We start from the raw sequence: 19,433 nt of genomic DNA, 5'->3' as shown, positions 1-19,433 counted from the left end.
CTCGCACAAGCCAGCAACAAAATTACACTTTTGCGTGATTGTCAGCACCGGGAAGGTAGCGTTGTTCAAAGACATCCGCAGGAACAGCAGCGGCAAAAAGGAAGCCCTGACCGCTCTCTACGCCCGCCTCTGCCAGCCAGATGCGCTGCGCGTCGGTTTCAATCCCCTCGGCAATCAGATGCAGATTGAGACTGCGCGCCATCTGAATAATGGCCTGCACCATGCTGCTGTCCTCTGGCAACCCTTCGACAAACGCTTTGTCGATTTTCAGCACATCCACCGGCAGGGTTTTCATATGCTGAAGCTGACGCAGCCCGGCGTAGCCCATACCAAAATCGTCCAGCGCGATGCGAATGCCGGCATTGCGCAGCGGCTTCAGAATGGCAACGGCTTCGTTAGGATCGTCAATGCGTCGGCTCTCCGTCACTTCCAGCGTCAGCGTATCAGGCTTGATCCGGTAGCGATTGATCAGCTCCAGCATTTCGGAAACCATCGTCGGATGCATGAGCTGCAATGCAGACAAATTGACCGACAGCGGCAGCGTCACGCCGCGCTCCTGCCAGGCGGCAAGCTGGCGGCAGGACTCCTCCAGCACCCAATAACCGACGGTGACCATCAGGCCACAGGATTCAATGCGTTCAATCAGCCCCTCCGGCAGCTCCCATGAGCCGTCCGGCTGCTGTACACGGAGCAGCGCCTCGGCGCTTTTTACTTCACCCGTCTGTAAATTCACCTGCGGCTGTAGCCAGAGAGCAAACTGACGGTTATCCAGCGCGGTCAGGATGTCGCTCTCTTCCGTCAGGCGCTGCTGCGCCTTTTCCATCTGTTCCGGGTCGAAGAACTGGATCTGATTTTTGCCTTTGCGCCGGGCGGTAAACGCCGCCGAGAACGCGCGGCGATACAGCTGCTCCGCCGTTAAATCACCGTAGTACATGGCGATACCGATACTGGCGCTTGGACGCAGCTGGATCCCCTGAACAGGCAGCCGCTCGTTAATAACAGTGAGCACTTGCTGACCTAATGTGATGGCATGCCACGGCTCTTTCACGCCGTTGGCTATCACCACCAGGTCGTAACCGCTGACCTGCGTCAGCACCATGCGCGGGGCCAGGACAGATTTCACCTTTTCCACCAGCGTCAGCAGCAGCATTTCACGCTGGCTCTCCTTGAGCACGCCCGCCGTATCCTGCAGGGTTTCACAGGCGATCACCATCAGCGCCGTGGTTTGCTGGCGCGCAACCGTCTGCTCCAGCATCGCCATCAGAAACGCCTTATTAGGAAGTTCTGACACCGGGAATCGCGTGGCGCTGTTATTTAACTCATCCTGCTGACGCTGGATGCGCTGCTGGTTGAGGTTATAGCTGCGTACCAGCATCCCGATCTCATCGTCATGATGAAGGCGCGGCAGTTCAAGCTGGTGGCCCATCTGATCCTGCGGCGCAAGCGCATTCAGCTCGCGGGCGATACGGCGCAACGGATGCACAATCAACCGGTTAATACACCAGGTTAACGCCACGCTGAGAATCAGGGTCATAAGTAAGCAAGTGGTCACTAACGTAACCACCCAACTCATGACGAACTTATACATGCGATACGAGTCTGCCTGCAGGACCAGGTAGGCCAGCGGCTGAGGATTGGCAGGACGTTCCAGCGAATAGAGAGGCAGAGAAATTTGCACCGGCAGTTCAAACAGGCGCATGACCATCATCGGGACGGGGCGTTCCGGGATAAAGCTCATCCGCAGCGCCTGGAACTGGTTGGGCAAGACGACATCCGCGCGGCTCACGATGCCAGCAGGCTGAATGCGTTTTAAAATGGTTTCCGCTTCGGGAATATCCCCTTTCAGGATCGAGGTGGAGAGTGGGCCGCGCACCGAGCGGGCGATACTTTCTAACTGCGAAGCCGTGTTATAGCGATTCTGCTGCACGGAATGAAACAGCAAAATGACGCAGAAAAGCAGGACAAACAGCATCGTGACGGCAGACACCATCGCCATCTGTTTGATCGTTAAGGAACGGCTGACACGCAAAATGACTCTCCACAAAACTCGAAGCGCAGGGCGCGCCAGGGTGTAAACCTGGCGCGCCTGAGTATACCCGATTGCTGTGCTATTAAGAGAGACTTACAAATGGATTAAGGAAAATCCGATTACCAGTCCGCGTAAGGAATGAGCGGCTGCGGCGGTAAGTCCATATCGCCCTGCCAGCCTGCGGCAGAGTAACGCACATAAATCAGCGCATGGCTTGGGGTATAGTCTTTCGCTTCCTGAATATCCACGCCCATGCCCACAAACCAGTTGGACGTAACCCGGCGTTCGATAATCGCCCGTGCGGTATAACCCGTGCCGGAGCTGCTGCTGCCGGTTTCCATCGCCCCCCGGTCAGTATAGCGGCCGGGTTCATCGGTCGGGATCAGACTCTGAATTGGGTAGCGCAGTTCATCTTTGGTTTTGGAGTGTGACCAGGAGACAGAGCCGCCCAGCTCCCAGGACCAGTTTTCCGTGCGTTTACGCCAGGTCACCGGCAGTGCGAAGGAGACATACTCCTGCGGGCTGTAATAGCCGCCCTGACCCAGGGTATATCCGCTCAGGTCTTTGTCGTAATGCCAGAGCATATTGGAGACGCCGACCGTCAGGCGCTCGTTGTTTTTATTAATGAGCTTGTAGTAGTAACCCGTCATCCAGCGGACGCGCCAGTTATCTTCCACATTTTTACCCGTCAGCGTTTCTGCGTTCAGGCTTGACCAGACGCCGTTCGCCTCACCTTTGTCATAGCTGATGCTTACGCCACCCCCGGTCGCACGTACGCCGCCCCAGGTGGTGCCGGTATTGGTATCTTTCTGCCCGGCGAAGGCCAGCAGTGAACTGGAGATTGGCCGACGATGGGCGTTGACGGTATAACCGATGGGGCCCAGATCGCTGCTGTAGCTCAGGCCGCCCACCACGTCGACGACGTCAAAGCCCATTGGGGTGGTACCAATATCCATCGACCAGGTTTTATTCTGCCAGCCGACGGCGACGCTGGCGCCATTGTCGGACTGATGGGTGTTGCCGCTACACGGCGTTTCGTAGCAGGTCCCCCATTTAGGATCGTAGGTCCCATTATTGTTATCAAATGAACCGGCGTCCATGTTGACCAGATCGCTTCTGAAGAACATGCGCCCGTCAGACAGCGGAGCATCCACCTGCAGCATGGTGGTGTGCGCTTTCAGGTCGGAATAGCCGCCCGTGCCGCTGGAGCCCCAGTAATCGTGCTGCAGCGTGACGTTAACATCCTGCTGACGGTACAAATCACCGGCGTCACTCCGTACGCCGCGCTTCAGCCAGTCATCTTTTTCATCGTTACGCGTCAGACGGGTGAAACTGTCGTTGTCCACCGGACGGGTCGTCGTGATGCCTGATGACACCATCGCGTCTTTATACGTCTCCAGCGCTTGCTGAGGCTGACCGTTCTGCGCCTGGAAGCGCGCGGCATCACGTAACACCAGCGCATTTTCCATTGAGGCAGGCTGCGATTTGGCCTGCGGAATGATGTTGTTGAAGGTCTGCTCTGCGGCGGCGGAATCGCCCAGCCCCGCCTGCGCCATCGCGATCCGGCGCTGCATATTGAGGGATAACGGTTCGCCATTTTGCGCGGCAGGCAGTTTCGCCAGCTCGGCACGCGCAGCGTCCTTGTTACCTTGCGCGCTATAAATCTCGGTCAGACCGAGGATCGCGTCCTCGTTCTGCGGCTCACGCTGCAGGACGGCGTTGTACGTCGTTTTCGCCGATTCCAAATCGCCACGCTGCTGCGCCCAGTCGGCCAGCGTTAAGTCGATACGGGTAGAGGTCGGCTGCTGACGCAGAAGGTTTTCCGCCTCCTGCTCTTTACCGCTGTCGCGCAGGCGGTTGGCGGTTTCCAGCACCTGGTTACTTTGCAGACGGTCGGCCAGTTCCTGAATGTTGCCATTCCACTGGCTACGCGGCAGCGTATCCAGATGCGCCAGCGCGGCCCGATCCTGATTGTTCCCGGAGAGATAGAGCCCGTTGGCATACACCTGATCCGGGTCAGACGGTTTCTGGCTGGCAAGCTGGCGCATCAGGGTGTCCGCCTGGCTGCGCTGGCCCGCGCTGTAGAGATCGCGCGAGAGACGATACGTTATCCAGACGTCGCCTGGCGAGAGCGCCAGACGGCGGCGCTGTATTTCTGCTGCCTGGGCGTATTTCCCCTGATTCTCCAGCTGTTCGGCCTGGGCAGACAGTTGCTCGTTAGTCAGGCTACGTTCAATATCATCAATGCTCCGGCGCTGGCTGGCAGAAAGCGACTGGATAAACTGCGAGGCTTTCTCCGGTGACTGTGCGCGGTAAATATTGGCCAGACCGCGAACCGCATTGCTGTTACCGCTGTCCATACGCAACGCCTGACGATAATAACGCTCCGCCGCATCGTTATCTTTACGTGCCGCCGCGGCATCACCCAGGCCCAGCACCGCGTAACTGTCGGTATTGTCGATGTTACGTGCCTGCTGATAGTAACGTTCCGCCTGTGACGGGTTATTCGCCTTGAGCGCCGCATCGCCCTGCTGGATCAGCAGCCAGTAGCGGTTGACCTTCAGCAAACTGTCCCATTTACCCCGGTTATCACTCTGCGGGTCGAGGGCTATGGCCTTTTCGAACTGCGCCACCGCGCGGGCACGATCGCCTTTCTGGGAATAAGCCTGTCCCAAAGCACCCACCGCTTCACTGTCAGCATGGTTGGCGCTGACGGCTTTTTGCAGCTCCGCAACCGCCTTACTCCCCTGCCCGGCATCCACTGCCGCCAGACCTTCCGCTTTCGCCCGGAAGGCCGGGTCTGCGAGCTGTTTTTGCTGCGCTTCAAGCTGGGCACGCGCCGCCGCGACGCTATCGCCGTCGCTGAAAACGCTCAGGTATTCTTGCAACGCGCTGACGCTGGCGCTGCTGGCAGGTTGGTCTTTGATCTGCTCATACCACATGTCAGACGCCTGGCTGCGGCCGCCGGTCGATTTAGCCATCTCCCGCAGGACCGCAAAGCCCTCATCGCGGCGCCCGCTCTGGAACAGGAGCAGGGAAAGCGTCGTCTGCAGCTGCGTATTACCGGGGCTGCTGCTGTTAATTTTTTTCAGCTGGTTAATGGCCGCATTGCGGCGGGCAGGATCTTTCGCCACCACATTCCAGTATTCCGTCGCCACGTCGCCACCCGGCGGGTTGCCGTCAAAGAGCTTGTCATAGGCGGCAATCGCCTCCTGAGTGTGCCCTGTCGTGGCGAGCAAGCGCGCCTGCTGTAACTGCTGTCGGCAATCCGGGGTGGAAAGCAGCATCGTATTGCGTGAGGACTGATACGCGCTGGAGCCCGGAGCGATCCCTTTCAGGCGATCCAGCTCTTTTTGCGCACCGCCGGTATCGCCCTGGCGCAGCAGGTAACGAAAACGGGCGGCGATAACATCAGGGTTGTTCGGATCAATCAGTTCAAGACGATAGAGCGACTGACGAACCAAATCCTCACGCTGTGTCGACTCGCCCAGCCGAACCTGCTCCAGCAGCTGTTTCTGCTGCGGAGAGTTAACGGCCTGCGCCAGCGGCATCAGTGCCAGCCCAAGCGATAAAGTGAGTAAATTTACTGTGAACTTGCGCATTCCTGGCCCCAATCCGGTATTAAGTCACCTTTAGCGGTGAAGCGAAAACGATGCTGATCCCATCCCTGACCAAAGAGAGTCAGTACATAGCTGTAATAGGCGTTGTTATCGGGAAAATGGTCTGCAACGCGCTGGCGCTGAACCGCCTGAGCATCGCGCTGTTGTAAAAACGGCAGCATGGCGGCAGAGAACCCGACCGGACCATTGCCGGTGCGTTTACCCGTCGCCACGTCCACTTTTTCCGGCGGCACGCCCTGTTTCATTGTTTTTGCCGCCATCGGCTGGAAGCGCGTCAGCAACCGGGCTTTCTGAGGGTCTTTATCACTCATCATGCCCACCCAAAGATAGACACGAATGGCGTCATAGCCCCCTACCAGCGCTTTATCCTGCTTTAACTGCCAGCCTCTGTTTTTCTGATACTGCACCCAGTCCGGCGAGAACCCCTTTGGCGCGCTTTCCAGCAGCAGTCGCAGGTTCGTTTCACGAAGCGTGGTCCACGGGGCACCAAAGCGGGTGAAATAGCTTGCTAACTGCGGAGGAAGATAGCTGGGGTTAAAGCGCCAGGCGTTTTCATCAGCAAAACCGACTTTACCCGGAAGCAGCATGGCGCCGAGCCCTGGTACTTTCACCAGTTCCTCACCGGCAATGCGTTTCAACAGCGCCTTACCCGTGCGGGTGTAGTCCGGATGTTTCCATAACCGGCCCGCTTCAAGCAGTGACCAGGCGATCCAGACATCGGCATCTGAGGCGGAGTTGGTATCAATCACCGCCCAGTTTTCTTTGTCTTTCTGCCCCCAGAGCCAGGCAGGGAGATGGTCGTTGAGATTGCCGCCGGCAAGGTTATCGCGCGTCCATGTCAGTATTTGCTCAAACGCGCGGCGATCGTTGGCGGCCAGGGCAAAGAACAACGCATAGCTTTGCCCTTCCGACGTCGTAATTTTGCGCGTGTCACTGGGATCAATGACGCGCCCGCCCTCGCTGATGTAATCCTTTTTGAACTGCTCCCAGGCAGGCCAGGTACAGGCGGCGCGAAGAGGAAGCGCCGCCAGCATCAACGCTGCTACTGCACACCAGCGAAAGGCTTTCATCACATCTTACTCATCCGGGTTGAGGCGACGACGGCTGATGATACGCAGCAGACGCCACAGCACCCATGCCAGCAAGACCACGCTGACCGCGGCCAGGATGGCGAGCAGAACCGGATGGTTAGACAGCGCATACCACAGGCGTTCGAACCACGGCAGATGGCCGACGTAGTACACATCACCCACGCGCAGGCTGTTGACGCCAGACTCACGGATCACCGACACAGAGCCAAACATCGCGGCACGTTTACCACTGTCGTTCATCGCCGTATTCAGCAGTTCATAGCCACGCGGGCTGTCCGCCAGAAGCGCCACCACGCTACGCTGATCGTTATAAGGTGACTGGAAGCCCACTACCGCAGCCATCGCCCCCTGAGAGGTGACGGCCGTCTGCGCGCTGGCCTGGCGATCGTTCGCATCCGGCATGATGCTCGGGAAATCGGTCTGGCGCAGCGGGGTGTTAACCCAGGACTCCGTGGCTTTCACCAGCAGATCGATACGCTTATCATCCTTCAGCTTATCCGGAATCGTACCGATGACCATGATGTCAGCGTCTTTGTTCTGGATCTGGCTGCCATCGTCCGTCAACGTGACGTTAATTGCCGGCAATCCCGTCTGGGCCCCAACGGTTGCTATGGTATCAAGCAGGGTTGTCACCTGACCTTCGTTTGGCGCTTTTGGCATCACAACGATGGACTCAGAGAGATCGGCCATGCGGCTGAACGGGAAGCCCGCGTTAGCAAAGGCGCGCAGATCCGGCATCGCCAGGAAGTGATAGTACTTCGAGAAGTCGATGGTCGACTCATCGCCGATGACAACGTGGTTCTGAACCTGCTGGAAGGTGATGCAGTTATCCACCGAACCGCCAGGCATCGGGTTCATGTACTGGAAGTCAAAACGCAGCTGGTTGATTGCCCCAAGCTTCAGTGCCGGAATGGAGACATCCGTTTTACCGTCCAGCAGCCCCTGCAGCACCGGCAGGCGAAGCATCAGTCGGTTAGTGTCCTGGGTACTTTGCAGGCTGAACGATTGCAGGAACTGGTTATTCAGGCTGATATCCATGCGCGAGCTGTCTTTCGTCGCCGGCGCGGTGTAACGGTAGTTAAGATTGATATCGATGCCGTTGGTACGCAGCAGGTACAGATCCGGCGGCAGGTTCAGTGACAGGCTAATTGGCGAGGGTTCAAGCCCGGACGCCTGCAGCTGCTCTTCATAGGTTTTCAGCTCACCAAACGTCACGACACGGTCGGTACGCACCCAGTTTGGCGCATCATAAGGTTTACGCGCCAGCAGCGGCTTGACCTCGTCCACCACGACGCTGTTGCCGCGGAAAAGAACGTTGCCCTGGGCAATCGCTTTTGCCGCCTGGACCAGATCTTTATCGTCACGACCAAAGACCACCAGCAGCTTCACGTACGGGTTATCCGGGTGGCTGACCATCTCAATGGTTGGCGCTTTGACTTCAGGATGATCGCGCAGGAAGGCAGGACGTTTCGCGTTAGTGGCAAATACAATCGCGTTTCTGTCCGGCATTTTGTCATACATCACCGGGAAATTCTGACCGCGCCAGCCGGAACGCGAACCAAACCAGGAAGCCACAATGGTGGCCGCCAGCTGCTCGGTTACGTCCGGGGACGACGCAAACACCATCGGCAGCGTGAGCGGACGGTTATCACGAGGATCGAAGAACGGCACCGGGAAGGCGGAGAGATCGTTCTTCAGCGCCAGGGACTGATAGGTCATCTGCAGCGAGGAGTTACGCCCGATGTCCATCCACAGCGTGTTGCTGGCCGGGTTTTCACAGACATCGCGGTAGTGACCCACAAACTCCAGACGAATGCGGTTAAAGTCGGTAATGAACAGCGGGTTAATCGGCACCTGCGCCTGCGTTTTCTTACCCAGTTGTTCTTTGGTAACCGGCAGTACGTCCATCAGCTCATCGTTCAGGTAAACCTTCAACTGAGACTGGGTCGGCAGCAGGGACGGCGACGGGGTATATTCAAGGTTCAGCACGGCATTCGAGACGACTTCATCGCTGCGCATGCCAAATTCAATGCCGCCATTAGGGTTGATGCCGCGCAACACCATGCTGCCTGGCGGCGGCGCGATTTGCGCGAAGGTCAGCTTGACGTCGCGTGACGGGGCATTTTCCGCGACAACGGGCGCATTCGCCCCCCGAACACCCGGCATCACCTGTCCGATAACCGGGTTCTCGGCGGGTAGAGTGTTCCCCTCCGTTGGCTGGTTCGGAATGACATTTTCTGTTTGACCGGGCGCGGCAGTAATAACCGGATCGGTTGCCTGCGCGACCACAGGCACTGTAGGCGCAGGCGTTGCCGCTGCGTTATCAGGCTCTGCGTTAGCCATTGTTGCGGGGAGCGCACTCATCCCCATTGCCACTGCACATAACCAGGAAAGTTTTGTTTTCATCGCGTTATCATCATTGTTGAGCCATAACCGGGTCCGCCTGCTTCGCCTCATCCCGCTCAGGACGACGAGGAATGAACGATACGACCCAGGAAACCAGCGAAGTAAGTGACCGGAAAATTAATTTCACCGACGACGGGGCAAATTCTGCAAGGTGACGATAGCCACGGAACCCCAGCTTCAGAATATCCAGCAGGCTTTCCAGAGGTTTATCTTCCGGGAAGCTGTCCTGCCAGAGAGCCCATGTATCCGCACGGGCAAACGTACACTGCACAAAATCAATGTGTTGCTTTTTGGTCAACGGCATCAGTTGCAGACCGACTTCATTGCCCGCCACACGCGCTACCTGCGTCGGGAAGACATACTCCTGCTGTCCGCGCTTAAGCAGCAGGTTAACTTTTTGCCCTTCCAGCACTTTCGCCTGGCCGTTGATTTTGATCCCCAGACCACCGTCAGAGAAGTCGTGCACGGTACAGGAGAAGAGGTGACCATCTTCACGGGCAATCGCCGCGGGCATGCAGATTTCAACGCGATGCGCGCGACGAACCTGTTTACTCTCCACCGACACCGCCACCGCGCCGCCAAGAATAATCAGGTTGTAGAAGACCCAGGCCATACTCACAAAGACGGTCAGGATTTCGTTTTCCGGGCCGTAGAAGTAACGCCAGATACCGGCGATGACGCCAACGATGTTCAGCAACACCAGGAAGATATACGGACGAGAGATCACCCAGTCGACGTACTCCTCTTCCACCAGCCCCCCCTTCGCGGTGACGTTGAATTTCCCTTTATGCGGGTTGATCAGCGCCACCATCGTTGGCGGCGCAATGTACCAGGCCAGCACCGTTTCGTAGATTTCACTCCAGAAGGAATGGCGATATTTACCCTGAATCTTCGAGTTCGTCAGGCTCGCGTGGATCATGTGCGGCAGAACAAACAGCGCAATCATCAGCGCCGGGGCGTAGATGATATAGGCGTGAAGGAGCAGGAACGCCAGCGGCGCGGTCAGGAAGATCAGCCGCGGGATGCCGGATAAGAAGTGGAACATCGCGTTGACGTAGCAGAGACGCTGCGCCAGCTTGAGCCCTTTCCCTATCAGTGGATTATCGAGACGGAAAATCTGCACCATGCCGCGCGCCCAGCGAATACGCTGACCAATGTGCGCCGAGAGCGATTCCGTCGCCAGACCGGCGGCCTGAGGAATACGCATATAGGCCGAGGTATAACCCCGACGGTGCAGACGCAACGAGGTGTGCGCATCTTCAGTCACCGTTTCGACGGCAATACCGCCAATTTCATCCAGCGGTTTACGGCGGATAACCGCACAGGAGCCGCAGAAGAACGTGGCGTCCCACATGTCGTTACCGTCCTGCACCAGACCATAGAACAGCGTGCCTTCGTTCGGGGTCTTACGGAAACGGCCAAGGTTGCGCTCAAACGGGTCCGGCGAGAAGAAGTGGTGCGGCGTCTGCATCATCGCCAGCTCTTTCTCTTTCAGGAACCAGCCCATGGTCATCTGCAGGAACGATCGCGTAGGTACGTGGTCGCAGTCAAAGATCGAGACAAACTCCCCGGTGGCATACTTCAGCGCGTTATTGATGTTACCGGCTTTTGCATGTTCGTGCGTCGGACGGGCGATGTATTCGACGCCGACCTCTTCCGCGAACTGGCGGAACGCTGGGCGGTTGCCGTCATCCAGGATCCAGACCTTGAGTTTATCTTTCGGCCAGTCGATGCCGAGCGCAGCATAAATGGTGTTTTTCACCACGCTCAGGTCTTCGTTGTAGGTTGGGACGAAGAGATCGACAGTCGGCCACGTCGTGGTGTCCTTCGGCAGCGGTACGGGCTGGCGATTGAGCGGCCAGATGACCTGGAAATACCCCAACACCAGCACAATCCAGGCATAGGTTTCGGCAAACAGCAGAATCAGACCGCAGACCAGACTCACCGGGTCGTCCCAGTTCAGCGTTGAGGTGTAACGCCACCAGATATAGCGGCAGGAAACGGTCAGCGACAGCACAATCAGCATCAGCGCCGAGAAGCGGCCCGGAATACGACGCACCAGCAACGCCACGCCCCACAGCAGGATCAGGAAGGTGAACTGCGCCAGGGGATTGAAGGGTTGCGTAATACAGACCAGCGCCAGAATCAGTGAGAACACGACAATCACGCCGAGGATAAAACGCCGCAGGCCCGGGTGGAGGTGCCCGAGCTCTTTTTGATTATCCAGATGGCTGGTTTTGTCGGTCACGCTGTCAGGCAATTTATCCAGCCACTGGTGATAGCGCTCGCGCAGCTGTTGAACGCGGGAGAAACTGCGCCAGTGCGGCGTCTGGCGTTCTCGCTGTGACGAGGTGACGACCAGCCAGACGGCCTGAATGAGATAACGCGCCGGATCCAAAGGCCGCGGCCGGTCAGGGTTAATGTGTGGATATAATTCATTATGGTGCGCACGTATGCGCTGCCAGCGCGGATGTTCAAGCGGAATGAACATCCAGGCCATAATCATCCAGAAACAGCCAAGCGCGGCACTGAATGCCGACGCACCATGCCGACGAAAATGTCGGTAGCGTTCGCTCAGACGCGCATTAACCGGCGGGATAAGGAACCAACTGGCGAGTCGACTCATATCGAACTCCCTGCCGGCTCCGCCGCGTTGGCGAAGTTCAGCAGACACCAGTTAGCCAGCGTGAGGATCTCTTCTGCCGCCAGGGAATCGCTGCGGTACTCGCCGAGCGGCTACTTGGAGGCCAGGGATTCTGCCATTCCTTCATCCCGGTGAATCACAATGGGTAGCAGGCGACGCTGACTCTGTAGCCAGACCTGGTAGAGATCGTCCTGGATCTGGCTCCCGATGCGTAAGTCGTTAATCAGGAGGTGCGCATTTTGCGGCAGCCCCTGTTGATGCAGACGAATATGGCAATTTGCATCCACGTTGACGATGGAGAGAACATGATCGCACTGCGCGATAAGCTGCCGGGTTAACGTCCCGGCGCCGTGCGGCAGATCCACCAGGATCCACTGGTAGTGGCCTTTTTCTTTCAGACTTTGCAATGCAAGCGTGAACTGCGAAAACAACCGCTGATAAGCGGCTTCATTCTCACGTTCGGTGGTGGTGAGCTGACCAAAAGGCAGTAAATCAAGCTGAGAGGTATAGCGCAGCCCTGCATCCCGCCAGTCTTTATCATCAAGCAACGCGCGTGCCCAACCCGCTTCACGAGTGAAGTCGACGTTGAACGACATACGCAGCAAATTATCGGCGCAGGCGTCAATCACCAACACCGATTCACCTAAAAGCTGTAATGACCACGCCAGCGCCGCGGTAACGGATGTGGTACCCACACCGCCACGGACACCCTGTAATCCGAGTATGGCCATCAATGGCTCCCTTATTGTTGATGGGCGAATTCAGCTAATAATGGCCAGCGTTTAATAGCCGCGGCCAACTGTTCCCGCTGGGAAATATCGGTGTAATCTATTTCAGGTAAAGAAAAGGCCTGCGTCAGCGCCAGAAAATCGTTTTGGAATGTATAGCCCAGGGTCGAGTCGACTGGGGTTCCGGGTTCGTTATTATCCATTTTTCTGCCATCCCTTTGAGGAAAATCGCACGCTCAGAAGTTGCGGGGCGTCCTGCCCTGACAAATTTCATTTACATGCTAAATCTGATGTTCTTTAATTTCAATGTTAGGTTTATTTCTACGCTTTCGCTAGTAAACTGAGATACAGATAAATTAGACGAAAAGAGGGACACCGTGGACTCCATATTTTCTATTGGCATCCAGTCATTATGGGACGAATTGAGCCACATGCCAGTCGGTGGAGTCTGGTGGATTAATACCGACCGTAATGAAGATGCCATCAGTCTGGTAAACCAGACAATTGCCGCCCAGGATAAGGATTCCCGCGTGGCTGTCATTAGCATGGGCGAAGAGCCGAAGAAAATTATCACGCTGGAAAGTGACGGCGGACCGCAAACCGTGCGCTTATTTTCCATGTCAGCAGAAGTGGATAGTCTATACTTTTTGTCCCGCGACGTTCAGTGCTCCATTGATCCGGATCACTATTTAGTGATTCTTAAATGCGCAAATAACGTCCTGCAAAATATCCCTGCTGAAAAACTGCTGCCGTGGCTGGAAAAAATCAATAAATGGGCAAAATTTCAAAATTGCACGCTATTGGTCGTCAATCCCGGCAGTAATAATGACAAGTTATTTTCACTTTTAATGGGTGAATATCGCTCCCTGTTCGGTCTGGCCAGTCTGCGTGACCAGGTGGGCAGCTATCTCTACGATATTGCTTTCTGGTGTAATGAAAAAGGCGTGAGCGCCAGGCAACAGCTGACCCTGAAACAGAGTGAGGGGAAATGGCACCTGGCACAGCAGGAAGAAACGGTTGTGCAGCCGCGCAGTGATGAAAAACGCATCCTGAGCCATATTGCGGTTTTAGAGGGCGCGCCCGCGCTGTCGGAAAACTGGTCGCTGTTTGAGTCTAACGAAGCGCTTTTTCATGAAGCTCGTACAACCCAGGCGGCAACCCTTGTTTTCTCGTTGATGCAAAATAACCAGATTGAGACGCTGGCGAGACAAATTCATACCTTACGTCGCCAGCGCGGCAGCGCATTAAAAATTGTGGTGCGGGAAAACAATACCAGCCTGCGCGCCACCGATGAGCGTCTGCTGCTTGGCTGCGGAGCAAATATGGTTGTTCCATGGAATGCGCCGCTGTCACGCTGCCTGACGCTAATCGAAAGCGTTCAGGGACAGCAGTTCAGCCGCCATGTGCCGGAAGACATTTCCACCTTGCTCTCCATGACGCAGCCGATGAAGCTGCGCGGATACCAGAAATGGGATAACTTCTGCGACGCCGTCGGCAATATGATGAGCAACACGCTACTTCCTGCGGACGGGAAAGGGGTGATGGTTGCCCTGCGTCCTGTTCCGGGTATCCGCGTTGAACAGGCTCTCACCTTATGTCGTCCGAATCGTACAGGGGACATCATGACCATTGGCGACAATCGCCTGGTGCTATTTTTGTCCTTCTGCCGGGTGAACGATCTTGATACCGCGCTTAACCACATCTTTCCCCTGCCTACCGGGGATATTTTCTCAAACCGTATGATCTGGTTCGAAGATAATGCTATCAGCGCGGAGCTGGTGCAGATGCGCGCACTTCAGCCTGAACAATGGGTTAAACCGCTGGTGATCACCAGCGATGCAAAACCGATTCTCAATGCCAGACATGACGGTCATGTCTGGCGTCGGGTTCCGGAACCCCATCGCTTATTAACCGAGAATGGGGAGAACGTACCATCATGAATATCAGCGATATTATTCAACTGGTCGTATTCTGTGCGCTGATCTTTTTCCCGCTTGGCTACTATGCGCGCCATTCCATACGTCGTATCCGTGATACGGCCAGAGTGATGTTTATAAAACCTCGCTATGTAAAACCAGCCGGAACACTGACACGGGCATCACACGTCAAGGCAGACCGAAAACATGACTAATTCTACCTATACCGCTTCGTCACCCTCGCCGCTCTGGCAATACTGGCGCGGCCTTTCCGGCTGGAACTTTTACTTTCTGGTGAAGTTTGGTTTGCTCTGGGCAGGCTATCTGAATTTCCATCCCCTGCTTAACCTGGTCTTTATGGCCTTCCTGCTGATGCCGTTGCCGAATATCAGGCTGCATCGTTTACGTCACTGGGTAGCCATCCCCGTCGGCTTTGCGCTGTTCTGGCACGATACCTGGCTACCGGGTCCGGACAGCATAATGAGCCAGGGGTCACAGGTCGCGGGCTTCAGTGCAGACTACATGCTTGATCTGGTTGAGCGCTTTATTAACTGGCAGATGATTGGCGCTATCTTTGTCCTGCTGGTGGCCTGGCTGTTCCTGTCGCAGTGGATCCGCGTCACGGTGTTTGTTGTCGCCATTATGATCTGGCTTAACGTGCTGACGCTGGCAGGACCGAACTTCTCCCTGTGGCCTGCCGGTCAACCAACCACCACGGTGACCACCACGGGTGGAAGCGCAGCGGCTACTGTTACCACGGCAGACGATACGCCTGTGGTAGGTGATATTCCAACCCAGACCGCACCGCCGACCTCCACCAACCTGAATGCGTGGCTTTCCAGCTTCTATACCGCAGAAGATAAACGACAGACGAAATTCCCGGATGCACTGCCGGCAGATGCTCAACCGTTTGAGCTGCTGGTGATTAACATCTGTTCCCTCTCCTGGGCCGATGTGGATGCAGCCGGATTAATGTCTCACCCACTGTGGTCTCATTTCGATATCCAGTTTAAAGATTTCAACTCTGCCACCTCATACAGCGGCCCGGCAGCGATTCGCCTGCTGCGTGCAAGCTGCGGTCAGACATCGCATAAAAACCTGTACCAGCCGGCAGGGAATCAGTGTTATCTGTTCGATAACCTCGCGAAGCTGGGCTTTACGCAGCATCTGATGCTGGGACATAACGGCCAGTTCGGTAACTTCCTGAAAGAGGTGCGTGAACAGGGTGGCATGCAGGCGCCGCTGATGGATCAAACCGGGCTTCCCGTTACTCTGCTCGGCTTCGACGGTTCACCTGTTTACGACGATACAGCCGTACTGCAGCGCTGGCTGCAAACCATCGAAAAAGACAGCAACCCGCGCAGTGCGACGTTCTTTAACACCCTGCCGCTTCACGATGGTAACCACTTCCCGGGCGTGAGCAAAACGGCAGATTATAAAGTGCGTGCGCAGAAATTCTTCGACGAGCTGGATGCGTTCTTCACTGAGCTGGAAAAATCAGGCCGTAAAGTGATGGTGGTTGTCGTGCCTGAACACGGTGGCGCGCTGAAAGGCGACAGAATGCAGGTGTCAGGTCTGCGTGATATTCCAAGCCCGTCCATTACCAACGTGCCTGCGGGCATTAAATTCTTTGGTATGAAGGCTCCGCACCAGGGCGCGCCGATTGAGATTACACAGCCAACCAGCTATCTGGCAATTTCAGAACTGGTTGCCCGTGCCGTGGACGGGAAGCTGTTTGTGGAAGATAGCGTGAACTGGAATCAGCTCACCAGCAACCTGCCGCAAACGGCAGAGGTCTCCGAAAACGCGAATGCTGTGGTGATTCAGTACCAGAACAAACCGTACGTTCGTCTGAACGGCGGAGATTGGGTACCGTATCCGCAATAAAGGATTTACCCCTCTCCCCTGTAGGGAGAGGGGATTGTCAGTGCGTTATTATTGCGCTGAAATCCATACCAGCATTTTCAGACTTGCCGAATAGTAGTCGTCGTTAGAGGTGATTTCCGGTTCGCCGGATGGCTGACCCATCGTTAAATCCCTGACCGCCAGCAGACCGCCTTCCATCATATAGGGCGCGTATTCGTTGGTCGTGACGTTAACCCAGGCGGGTGTATGTTCCCGTGGGAACTGGCCAAACCAGGCTTTCCAGGGCGTCAGCAGCGGGCTTTGTTTATCAGACCAGGCTATGTACAGCGGAATACGAATCGCATCGTAGCTCATTCGCGGTGGCCAGCCTTTGGCCGGCGTCAGCTTGCCCGCGGATGCCAGCGAAACCCAGTCTGTCGGTAGATTCGCTTTACCCGATCCCATTTTTCCCAGCAGACGTTTCCCGTCCTTTATCAATTCACGCCAGACCGGCAAATGACTGCGTCCGGCAAAGGCCTGCCAGGCCGGAAACACAAAATAGGAAGGATTAAGGACCACTTCACCCTCAAGCTTAAATCCCTGTACGCCGGGCAGCATCACGCGGTAACCCGCATAGCGGATTACGTTGTGGTCAACCAGTGCTTTCGTAATCGCATCCGATGCGGCGCTGTAGCGTTTGTCATGCCAGCGCGCATCGGCTTTTAACAACGCCCATGCAATCAGGACATCGCCATCTGTGGCGTTGTTTTTATCAGCGACCGGATTAGACTCCGCGGGGTTATAACGCCAGTAAAACAGACCATTTTCGTTGTTCTTTAGCGTCCTGTTGGTCCATTGCCAGAGCTTATCGAACGTGGCTTTATCGTCGTTAGCCACCGCCATTAACATGGCGAAACCTTGACCTTCCGTATGCGAAACGTCGTCGTTGCCGGTATCAACAATGCGGCCTTCCGGTTTGAAAAAGCGCGCCTTGTAACTCTCCCAGGCCTGACCCGCCTGCGAGAGAGGAGAGAACAGCAAGCTCATCATCACAGCCAGGGTCGCGCAGACGGGTTTTCGCATCATTCACCCCATTCGGTTATTCGGCACTTCGCAGTGAAATCTCACCGCCCATCCAGGGCTTGATCACGCCATCCTGTTCCAGGAGCAACGCGCCCTGGGCGTCAATCCCGCGGGAAATGCCGTAGATCTCTTTATCACCAATCAGTAATTTCACCGGGCGATTGATAAAGTTGTCCAGTTTTTCCCAACGAGACAGGAACGTTGCGAGTCCTTCCTGTTCAAAAAGCGTCAGTGAACTGCGCAACTCTTTAATCATACGCACGGCAAGGATGTTACGATCGATGACGATCCCCGCCTCCTGGAGATTCGTCCAGGCCTGGTTGACCACATCGTTTTGTACGTTACGCATCACCATATTGAGGCCCGCGCCAATCACGATTTGCGCCGCATCGCCCGTTTTTCCCGTCAGTTCGACCAGAATACCGGCAAGTTTACGATCGTTCAGGTAAAGATCGTTAGGCCATTTAACACGCACCCGATCGGCGCCCAGATCGTGTAGCACCTCTGCCATGACAATCCCGATGACCAGACTCAGGCCAATCGCTGCGGCAGGGCCTTGATCGAGTCGCCAGTACATGGACAGGTAGAGGTTGGCACCAAAGGGCGAGAACCATTTTCGCCCTCGGCGACCACGCCCGGCCTGCTGATACTCTGCAACGCAGGCATCGCCGGATTTCAGTTCAGGCAGACGCTCCAGAAGATACTGGTTCGTTGAGTCAATCACCGGCAGCACCGCAACATTGCCGTGCCCAATCTGGCTACGAATCACGTCTTCATTCAGCAATTGAATGGGTTCCGGCAGGCTGTACCCTTTTCCAGGAACGGTAAAGACATCGACACCCCAGTCGCGGAGGGTCTGGATATGCTTATTAATGCCTGCACGGCTCATGCCCAGCTGCTCACCCAGCTGCTCGCCAGAGTGAAACTCCCCATCCGCGAGGATGCTAATCAGGGTTAACGGGATGGTATTGTCTTTCACGCGATGGTCTCCACGGCATTCACTTCACCTGTGCGGCCAATGAAGCGGACTTCTGGCTCCAGCCAGACGTTAAACTTTTCACCCACACGTTCACGAACATAATGAGCCAGTTTGACCACGTCATCACTGCTCGCATCATGTTGATTGATCAGTACCAGAGCCTGCTGCTGATGAACGGCAGCGCCTCCGACTGAAGTGCCTTTAAGCTGGCATTGATCGATAAGCCATCCCGCAGCCAGCTTCACGCTGCCATCTGCCTGAGGGTAATGTGGTGCTGCGGGCCATCCTTCAAGGAAGACCTTTGCCTTTTCGCTGTCGATCACCGGGTTTTTGAAGAAACTTCCGGCATTTCCATTTACTTTCGGGTCGGGAAGCTTGGTCATGCGCATATGACAAACCGAGTCAAACACATCGCGGGGGGTGGCGGTAGCCGGATCGAGACGCGTTAAATCACCGTAGGTCAGTACGGGCTGCCAGTTCTTCGACAGGCGCAGGCCCACGGCGACAATCACGTAGCGATCCTGATATTCATGTTTGAAGATACTGTCACGGTAGCCAAAACGGCACTGTTCTGCGGTTAAACGCTTAGCCGTTCCAGTCGCCAGTTCGATGCAGTCGACGTATTCACAGACATGTTTCAGCTCGATGCCATAGGCACCGATGTTTTGAATCGGTGATGATCCCGCGCAGCCCGGAATAAGCGCAAGGTTTTCCAGGCCTGGCATCCCTTTTTCAAGGGTAAATTGCACCAGGTGATGCCAGTTTTCTCCGGCCCCCACGTGCAAGTGCCAGCTATCGGCGCGCTCTTCCACATCAATTCCCATGATGCGGTTAACGATCACTGTTCCCGCAAAATCGTCGAGAAACAGGACATTACTTCCTTCGCCCAGAATCAGTACGGGTTCGTTTTTTTCGGTTGCGCTTTGCCATGCATTCAGCAACTGCTGTGCAGTATCGGCACGGACAATGTGATTAGCATTGCGTTGAATACCAAAGGTATTCCAGGGCTTAAGGGAGTGGTTCATAGACGCTATCCTGATGCAAAAACGCAGGTAGTTTACCGTATAAGCAGGGCGTTGGGGGATTAGTTTG

Annotated in this window: 12 protein-coding genes and 1 pseudogene; 3 read left to right on the top strand and 10 right to left on the bottom strand. The window is 55.9% G+C overall.

The annotated features are described in order from the left end of the window. Positions 1–22 precede the first annotated feature (22 nt). From hmsP to bcsR, 7 genes and pseudogenes are all read right to left on the bottom strand, one after another. Positions 23–2,029: a biofilm formation regulator HmsP gene (gene hmsP / locus O1723_RS01180; protein WP_479983855.1), complete on the bottom strand. Its 2,007-nt coding sequence runs from the start codon at positions 2,027–2,029 to the stop codon at positions 23–25. Between the two features lie 119 nt (positions 2,030–2,148). Continuing rightward, positions 2,149–5,631: a cellulose synthase complex outer membrane protein BcsC gene (bcsC, locus tag O1723_RS01175; protein WP_248191320.1), complete on the bottom strand. Its 3,483-nt coding sequence runs from the start codon at positions 5,629–5,631 to the stop codon at positions 2,149–2,151. Next, positions 5,613–6,719, bottom strand: coding sequence for a cellulose synthase complex periplasmic endoglucanase BcsZ (gene bcsZ, locus O1723_RS01170; protein WP_023337932.1), 1,107 nt, complete (start codon positions 6,717–6,719; stop codon positions 5,613–5,615). The genes bcsC and bcsZ overlap by 19 nt, the downstream gene beginning before the upstream one ends. A gap of 6 nt (positions 6,720–6,725) precedes the next feature. Next, positions 6,726–9,146, bottom strand: a complete 2,421-nt coding sequence (gene bcsB / locus O1723_RS01165; RefSeq protein ID WP_045135437.1) for a cellulose biosynthesis cyclic di-GMP-binding regulatory protein BcsB — start codon at positions 9,144–9,146, stop codon at positions 6,726–6,728. Between the two features lie 10 nt (positions 9,147–9,156). Further along, positions 9,157–11,772, bottom strand: coding sequence for a UDP-forming cellulose synthase catalytic subunit (gene bcsA, locus O1723_RS01160; protein ID WP_014885602.1), 2,616 nt, complete (start codon positions 11,770–11,772; stop codon positions 9,157–9,159). Next, positions 11,769–12,521: pseudogene (gene bcsQ, locus O1723_RS01155) on the bottom strand (cellulose biosynthesis protein BcsQ). The gene bcsA and the pseudogene bcsQ overlap by 4 nt, the downstream one beginning before the upstream one ends. Positions 12,522–12,532: 11 nt before the next feature. Beyond that, on the bottom strand, positions 12,533–12,721 hold the full coding sequence (gene bcsR / locus O1723_RS01150) for a cellulose biosynthesis protein BcsR (protein WP_008503237.1): 189 nt from the start codon (positions 12,719–12,721) through the stop codon (positions 12,533–12,535). 174 nt (positions 12,722–12,895) lie between these two features. On the opposite strand from bcsR, the gene bcsE reads away from it, so the two are divergent. Genes bcsE through bcsG form a run of 3 tightly spaced genes read left to right on the top strand, consistent with a single transcriptional unit; the run spans position 12,896 to position 16,321 of the window. Continuing rightward, complete coding sequence (bcsE, locus tag O1723_RS01145) at positions 12,896–14,458, top strand: cellulose biosynthesis c-di-GMP-binding protein BcsE (RefSeq protein WP_023337935.1); 1,563 nt, start codon at positions 12,896–12,898, stop codon at positions 14,456–14,458. Continuing rightward, positions 14,455–14,649 (top strand): cellulose biosynthesis protein BcsF, encoded by a 195-nt coding sequence (bcsF, locus tag O1723_RS01140; RefSeq protein WP_014885605.1) that lies wholly within the window; start codon positions 14,455–14,457, stop codon positions 14,647–14,649. The genes bcsE and bcsF overlap by 4 nt, the downstream gene beginning before the upstream one ends. Continuing rightward, entirely contained in the window at positions 14,642–16,321 is a 1,680-nt protein-coding gene (bcsG, locus tag O1723_RS01135; RefSeq protein WP_248191319.1) for a cellulose biosynthesis protein BcsG, read from the top strand. The genes bcsF and bcsG overlap by 8 nt, the downstream gene beginning before the upstream one ends. A 48-nt stretch (positions 16,322–16,369) precedes the next feature. Here the strand turns inward: bcsG and O1723_RS01130 are convergent, their stop codons facing one another. The 3 genes from O1723_RS01130 to murB are packed head-to-tail and all read right to left on the bottom strand — an operon-like array spanning position 16,370 to position 19,366. After that, complete coding sequence (locus O1723_RS01130; RefSeq protein WP_032645328.1) at positions 16,370–17,362, bottom strand: family 8 glycosyl hydrolase; 993 nt, start codon at positions 17,360–17,362, stop codon at positions 16,370–16,372. Between the two features lie 16 nt (positions 17,363–17,378). After that, positions 17,379–18,341, bottom strand: a complete 963-nt coding sequence (gene birA, locus O1723_RS01125) for a bifunctional biotin--[acetyl-CoA-carboxylase] ligase/biotin operon repressor BirA (protein ID WP_014885608.1) — start codon at positions 18,339–18,341, stop codon at positions 17,379–17,381. Next, a complete protein-coding gene (gene murB, locus O1723_RS01120) occupies positions 18,338–19,366 on the bottom strand; it encodes a UDP-N-acetylmuramate dehydrogenase (protein ID WP_023331542.1) in 1,029 nt (342 codons plus the stop codon). Before murB ends, birA begins: the two co-directional genes overlap by 4 nt. Between the last annotated feature and the right edge of the window lie 67 nt (positions 19,367–19,433).

The organism is Enterobacter cloacae complex sp. HYC080_NIDB (assembly GCF_056673325.1).
This window is presented reverse-complemented; position numbering and strand designations above follow the sequence as displayed.